The organism is Mesorhizobium sp. M7A.F.Ca.US.006.04.2.1 (assembly GCF_004022915.1).
Classification (GTDB): domain Bacteria; phylum Pseudomonadota; class Alphaproteobacteria; order Rhizobiales; family Rhizobiaceae; genus Mesorhizobium; species Mesorhizobium ciceri.
This window is the reverse complement of sequence record NZ_RZQA01000382.1, coordinates 1-5,883: the sequence shown is the minus strand read 5'-3', so window position 1 is coordinate 5,883 and position 5,883 is coordinate 1. Positions and strand designations below refer to the sequence as shown.

Sequence of the window (5,883 nt, the reverse complement as noted above, 5' to 3'; positions counted from 1 at the left end):
CTACAAGGCGATCCTCAATATGTGCGTCGAGCCCGGCAAGATGTGCATGAGCGAGATGTCGCAGATCGATGCCAAGGGCGGTCTGGGGATGGCCGGCATCCGCAACACCCTTCCGCTGCTGTACGACAAGTTCGCCCGGCGCGGCACGATATTCGGCCCTGCCCCATCCTATGTCGCCAGCATATGCACGACCGAAGAAGCACTGGCCGCTTCGAAGGCTGATCAATCCGCCACGCCGATGACCTCGACGCCGATAGTCGGCGCTGGTCTGCAACGGCCACTGCCCCTGTCGATCCGACTGCCGTCACCTTCCGCAACCGGCACGCTTCGGTCGCCCTTCAACTCCTGAGGCGCCACGCAAGACATGTTCGACAATCCTGCTCTTCTCAAGGCGATCTTCGGCCGGCTTACGCTCGAGTCGCTGCCGCTGCACGAGCCCATCGTGGTCGCGACCTTCATAGTCGTCGCGCTGGGCGGCATCGCCCTCGTCGGCGCGCTGACCTATTTCAAGCTCTGGGGCTATCTGTGGCGCGAATGGTTCACCAGCGTCGACCACAAGCGCATCGGTGTGATGTACATGGTGCTCGGCATCGTCATGCTGCTGCGCGGCTTCAGCGACGCCATCATGATGCGGCTCCAGCAGGCGATGGCCTTCGGCGGTTCGGAAGGCTATCTCAATTCGCATCATTATGACCAGATCTTCACCGCGCACGGCGTCATCATGATCTTCTTCGTGGCGATGCCGCTGGTGACGGGCCTGATGAATTTCGTCGTCCCGCTGCAGATCGGCGCGCGCGACGTGTCGTTTCCGTTCCTCAACAATTTCAGCTTCTGGATGACGGTCGGCGGCGCGGTCATCGTCATGATGTCGCTGTTCGTCGGCGAATTCGCGCGCACCGGCTGGCTCGCCTACCCGCCGCTGTCGGGTATCGGCTACAGTCCCGATGTCGGTGTCGATTATTATATCTGGGCGCTGCAAGTGGCGGGCGTCGGCACGCTGTTGTCGGGCGTGAACCTGGTCTGCACCATCGTCAAGATGCGCGCGCCTGGCATGACCATGATGAGAATGCCGATCTTCACCTGGACCGCGCTCTGCACAAATGTGCTCATCGTCGCCGCCTTCCCGGTGCTGACGGCGGTGCTGGCCCTGCTGGCTCTCGACCGCTATGTCGGCACCAACTTCTTCACGAACGACTTCGGCGGCAATCCGATGATGTACGTGAACCTGATCTGGATCTGGGGCCACCCCGAGGTCTACATCCTGATCCTGCCGGCCTTCGGCATATTTTCCGAAGTGACCTCGGCCTTCTGCGGCAAGCGGCTCTTTGGCTACACCTCGATGGTCTACGCAACCATCGTCATCACCATCCTGTCCTATCTCGTCTGGCTGCATCACTTTTTCACCATGGGGTCGGGAGCGAGCGTCAACTCGTTCTTCGGCATCACCACGATGATCATTTCGATCCCGACAGGCGCCAAGATATTCAACTGGCTGTTCACCATGTACCGCGGCCGCATCCGCTTCGAACTGCCGATGATGTGGACAGTCGCCTTCATGCTGACCTTCACCGTCGGCGGCATGACCGGCGTGCTGCTCGCGGTTCCGCCGGCCGACTTCGTGCTCCACAACAGCCTGTTCCTGGTCGCGCATTTCCACAACGTCATCATCGGCGGCGTGCTGTTCGGCCTGTTTGCCGGTATCAGCTACTGGTTCCCCAAGGCATTCGGCTTCCGGCTCGATCCGTTCTGGGGAAAGATGTCCTTCTGGTTCTGGGTGGTCGGCTTCTGGTTCGCCTTCATGCCGCTGTACATCCTCGGCCTGATGGGCGTAACGCGCCGGCTACGCACCTTCGAGGATCCCTCGCTGCAGATCTGGTTCATCATCGCCGCTTTTGGCGCCTTCCTGATCCTGCTTGGTATCCTGTCCTTCCTCATCCAGATCTTCGTCAGCGTGCGCCGGCGCGAGCAGCTTCGCGACGACACCGGTGATCCGTGGGACGGGCGTACACTCGAATGGGCAACCTCGTCGCCGCCCCCGGCCTACAATTTCGCCTTTACGCCGGTCGTCCACGATCTCGACACCTGGGCGGACATGAAGAATCGCGGTTACCAGCGTCCGTTGACGGGCTTCCACGACATCCACATGCCGCGCAACACCGGAGCCGGCGTCATTCTGGCTGGGTTGAGCGTGGTGCTTGCCGTGGCGCTCATCTGGTACATCTGGTGGCTGGCGATCGTGAGCTTCGTTGCTCTGATCGGCTACGCCATCGCGCATACCTTCAATTACGACCGGGACTTCCACATTCCGTCCAGCGACGTCACCCGCGTCGAGGACGAGCGGACACGCCTGCTCGCAGCCACCAGCCAGGCGGGATGAGCACCATGGCACACGCCGACACGGTGATCGACGACACGATCTTCCACCTGGAAGACGACCACGGCCATGCCGAGAGCGGCAGCAGCACCATGCTCGGCTTCTGGATCTACCTGATGAGCGACTGCCTCATCTTTGCGATGCTGTTTGCAGTCTACGGCGTGCTCGGTGGCAACTACGCCGCCGGGCCTGCGCCGAAGGACCTGTTCGATCTTCCGCTGGTCGCGCTCAACACCACCATGCTGCTCCTGTCCTCCATCACCTACGGCTTCGCGATGCTGGAGATGGCGAAAGGGCGAGTGAGGCCGATGCAGGTGTGGCTGGTGATCACCGGCCTGTTCGGCCTCGCCTTTCTCGGCATCGAACTCTACGAATTCGCCCATTTCATCCACGAGGGGGCGACGCCGCAGCGCAGCGGCTTTCTTTCGTCGTTCTTCACGCTGGTCGGAACGCACGGCCTGCACGTCACCTTCGGCCTGGTCTGGCTGGTGGTGCTGATGGTGCAGGTCTCCAGGCATGGGCTGATCGCCGCGAACCAGCGGCGCCTGATGTGCCTGAGCATGTTCTGGCACTTCCTCGACGTCATCTGGATCGGCGTCTTCACCTTCGTTTATCTGATGGGAATGTTGCGATGAGCGCCGGGCACCAAACAGACACCAGCAACCACAGCCACGCGCATCACGGCGTCAATCACGGCTCGCTGGCCGGCTATCTGACAGGCTTCGGCCTGTCCGTCGTGCTGACCGCCGTTCCCTTCTGGCTGGTCATGACCAACGCGCTCGGCAATCAGATGGCGTCGGCGATTGCCATCATGGCCTTCGCCGTCGTGCAAATCATCGTCCACATGGTGTTCTTCCTGCATATGAACACCAGGTCGGAGAGCGGCTGGACCATGATGGCGCTGATCTTCACCCTCATCCTGGTGATGATCGCGCTGACGGGCTCGCTCTGGGTCATGTACCATCTGAACGTCAACATGATGCCCGGCCATGACATGAGTCAGATACCCTGAGAGAGGGACCTGGCTTTGGACGAACAGGCGCGGACGACACCGCATCCGACTACAGGCGACGGCCAAAGGGTTAGGCGTTCGAGATGGACGCTATTGATGCTTTGCCTTTGCGGAGCCATCGGCATCGCAGGGTTCTCGGCGCTCGGTATCTGGCAGCTGGAGCGCCGCGTCTGGAAGCTCGACCTGATCGAGCGTGTCGATCAGCGTCTCAAGGCAGTACCGGTGTCCGCCCCGGCGCCTTCGGCCTGGCCAGCGATCAACGCCAGGGATGACGAGTATCGCCGCCTCGTCGTCACGGGCCGGTTTCTCGGTGATCGCGAGACCCTGGTCCAGGCGGTCACCGATCTCGGCGGTGGCTTCTGGGTAATGGCGCCGTTCCGAGCGGATGATGGCTTCACGATTCTGGTGAACAGGGGCTTCGTGCCGACGGACAAGCGCGATCCGGCAACCCGCCTCGCAGGCAAGCCCTCGGACGATCATACCGGAATTCACGGCCTGTTGCGCATCAGCGAACCGAAAGGCGGCTTCCTGCGCACCAACGATCCGGCTGCCAACCGCTGGTATTCGCGCGATGTACAGGCGATCGCCGCCAAGCAAGGCGTCGGGCAGGTCGCTCCTTATTTCATCGATGCCGATGCCACGCCCAATCCGGGAGGGTGGCCGGTCGGCGGCCTGACGGTCGTTTCGTTCCACAACAACCATCTGGTCTATGCCCTGACATGGTTCGGGCTGGCCTTGATGGTGCTGGGCGCGGTCGCCTGTCTGTTGCGGCAGGCTGTGAAAGACAGGCCCGGGGGGGGCTGACCGCTGGCCGAGGCAAGGCCGAAATTACGCACGGAAGCGCTCATGCCGGCGCAGAGGATGCGTGATCGCTCTGCTCGTGCCGGCTGGTCATTTCCGACGCGCATCAATAGGTTTCCCGTCAAACCCTCATCCATGAGCGCGCAGGGCAGGCTTCCCAGCCGTCTCGGGCTGGAGCACCTAGCTAAAACCGCTGGCGAAACGCGACCGATTTGCGTATCACTCCGCCGCCATTGGAGCCCTATCGATGTTTGAGACCCTGCAGCCCGCCCCCGCCGACAAGATCCTGGCTCTGATCGGCCTTTATCGCGCCGACCCGCGCCCCGACAAAGTCGACCTCGGCGTCGGCGTCTACAAGGACCGCGACGGCAAGACGCCGGTTATGCGCGCCGTGCGCGAGGCGGAAAAGCGCCTGCTGCAGGCCCAGGACACCAAGACCTATCTCGGCCTTGCCGGCGATACCGGCTTCAACACGGTGATGGCCAAGCTCGCCTTCGGTCCGGGCGCCGACATGACGCGCATCCGCGCCGCACAGGCGCCTGGCGGCTCCGGCGCGCTGCGGCTGGTGGCGGAATTGCTGAAGCGGACGCGTTCGGACGCAACCATCTGGCTGTCGGACCCGACCTGGCCGAACCACATGCCGGTGATGCGCGCCGCCGGCCTGCAGATCCGTGAATACCCGTATTTCGACGCCGCGTCGGGTGCTGTTCGCTTCGACGACATGCTGGCGGCCCTGCGGACCGCAAAGAGCGGCGACGTCGTGCTGCTGCATGGCTGCTGCCACAACCCAACCGGCGCCAATCTGGATGCGGCACAGTGGGCAGCCGTTACCGATCTGGTCGTCGAGCGCGCGCTGCTGCCGTTCGTCGACATCGCTTATCAGGGCTTTGGCGATGGCCTTGAGGCCGACGCCCTCGGCTTGCGCCTGCTGGCGGCGAAAGTTCCGGAAATGGTCGTCGCCTCGAGCTGCTCGAAGAATTTCGCCGTCTACCGCGACCGCGTCGGCGCAGCAATGATCCTGGCCAAGGACGGCGCACAGGCAGATGTGGCGATGAGCCAGATGCTGTCGGCGGCGCGCGCCATGTATTCGATGCCGCCGGACCACGGGGCAGCAGCCGTACGCATCGTGCTGGAGGACGCCGCCTTGCGTGCGGACTGGGAGACTGAACTCGAAGAAATGCGGCTGCGTATGCTCAGGCTTCGCGTCCAGTTCGCCGAAGCCCTGCGCCGGCAATCCAATTCCGACCGCTTCGATTTCGTCGCCAGCCATCGCGGCATGTTCTCCCGCCTTGGCCTCACCGAAGCGCAAGTCGAACGGCTGCGCGCCGAGCACGGCGTCTACATGGTCGGCGACAGCCGCATCAATGTCGCCGGCCTGCCCGAGGACGGCATGGACGACCTCGCCAAAGCGATCGTCTCGGTGCTCGACTAGAGCAATTCCAGGCAAAGTGTGAAACGGTTTTCCGTCTCTTGAGCAGATCACCAAGTGGGATCCCGACCCTCAAGATCATCCTCCGGGACGACCTCCGGCTGGCGACGGAGACTCGTGTAAGGGTCCACGAATGCCATCTTGAGTGCATCTCCCACAAAGCCGGACATGGCGGCAAGCGATGCGCCGATTTGGAGCCACGCAAAGCTGGGCTTCGACAGGTTAAGGCGGCGGGTGGTGATGGGGGTGGGCATGTCAGTCATGGTG

6 protein-coding genes and 1 pseudogene are annotated in these 5,883 nt (G+C 62.7%); 6 read left to right on the top strand and 1 reads right to left on the bottom strand.

The features are described 5' to 3' along the window. The 6 genes and pseudogenes from EN925_RS20070 to EN925_RS20045 all read left to right on the top strand — a co-directional run. Positions 1-349: pseudogene (locus EN925_RS20070) on the top strand (ubiquinol oxidase subunit II); the annotation flags it as partial. 15 nt (positions 350-364) lie between these two features. Beyond that, entirely contained in the window at positions 365-2,377 is a 2,013-nt protein-coding gene (gene cyoB / locus EN925_RS20065) for a cytochrome o ubiquinol oxidase subunit I (protein ID WP_024505201.1), read from the top strand. Positions 2,378-2,382: 5 nt separating this feature from the next. Then, positions 2,383-3,009, top strand: coding sequence for a cytochrome o ubiquinol oxidase subunit III (gene cyoC, locus EN925_RS20060; RefSeq protein ID WP_013531504.1), 627 nt, complete (start codon positions 2,383-2,385; stop codon positions 3,007-3,009). Continuing rightward, positions 3,006-3,386 carry a cytochrome o ubiquinol oxidase subunit IV gene (gene cyoD / locus EN925_RS20055; protein ID WP_013531503.1) on the top strand — a complete coding sequence of 127 codons (381 nt, stop codon included), beginning with the start codon at positions 3,006-3,008 and terminating at the stop codon, positions 3,384-3,386. The genes cyoC and cyoD overlap by 4 nt, the downstream gene beginning before the upstream one ends. Before the next feature lie 96 nt (positions 3,387-3,482). Further along, positions 3,483-4,190, top strand: a complete 708-nt coding sequence (locus EN925_RS20050) for an SURF1 family protein (RefSeq protein WP_127369023.1) — start codon at positions 3,483-3,485, stop codon at positions 4,188-4,190. A 244-nt stretch (positions 4,191-4,434) separates the two neighbouring features. Further along, the gene (locus EN925_RS20045) at positions 4,435-5,619 is read left to right on the top strand and encodes an amino acid aminotransferase (protein WP_127369022.1); all 1,185 of its coding nucleotides are present in this window, start codon (positions 4,435-4,437) and stop codon (positions 5,617-5,619) included. 47 nt (positions 5,620-5,666) lie between these two features. Here EN925_RS20045 and EN925_RS40165 read toward each other — a convergent pair. Next, the coding region (locus tag EN925_RS40165; RefSeq protein WP_245487247.1) for a hypothetical protein at positions 5,667-5,883 on the bottom strand (217 nt) is incomplete at its 5' end.